The sequence below is a fragment of the Rhizobium ecuadorense genome (assembly GCF_001187535.1).
Lineage (GTDB): Bacteria > Pseudomonadota > Alphaproteobacteria > Rhizobiales > Rhizobiaceae > Rhizobium > Rhizobium ecuadorense.
On sequence record NZ_LFIO01000722.1, the window covers coordinates 1 to 291 of the forward strand.

Consider the following 291-nt stretch of genomic DNA (forward strand, 5'->3'; position numbering starts at 1 on the left):
CGGTCTATTTGCTGGACGCAGCGTCTTCGATGACCTTCGCCACTTTATCGGGATGAGAGACCATCACGACGTGCGACGCGCCTTTAACCACAACCGTTTCCTTCGAGCCCGCCCGCTCCGCCATCCATGCGAGCGCTGCCGGCGGTATGTTCTTATCCGCGTCACCATAGACGAACCAAGACGGGATCTTCCTCCAGCTCGCCGCAGTCGAGGCCTCGCCAAGAGCCTTATCAGTGATGGGACGCTGTGTTGCGGCCATCAGCTTGCCCTCCGCCTTGGATACATCTGCAG

1 protein-coding gene is annotated in these 291 nt (G+C 59.8%); it reads right to left on the reverse strand.

The window, feature by feature from the left end:
* Positions 1-4 precede the first annotated feature (4 nt).
* A partial coding sequence (locus AF337_RS13555) for an alpha/beta fold hydrolase (RefSeq protein WP_152971058.1) occupies positions 5-291 on the reverse strand: 287 nt, incomplete at its 5' end.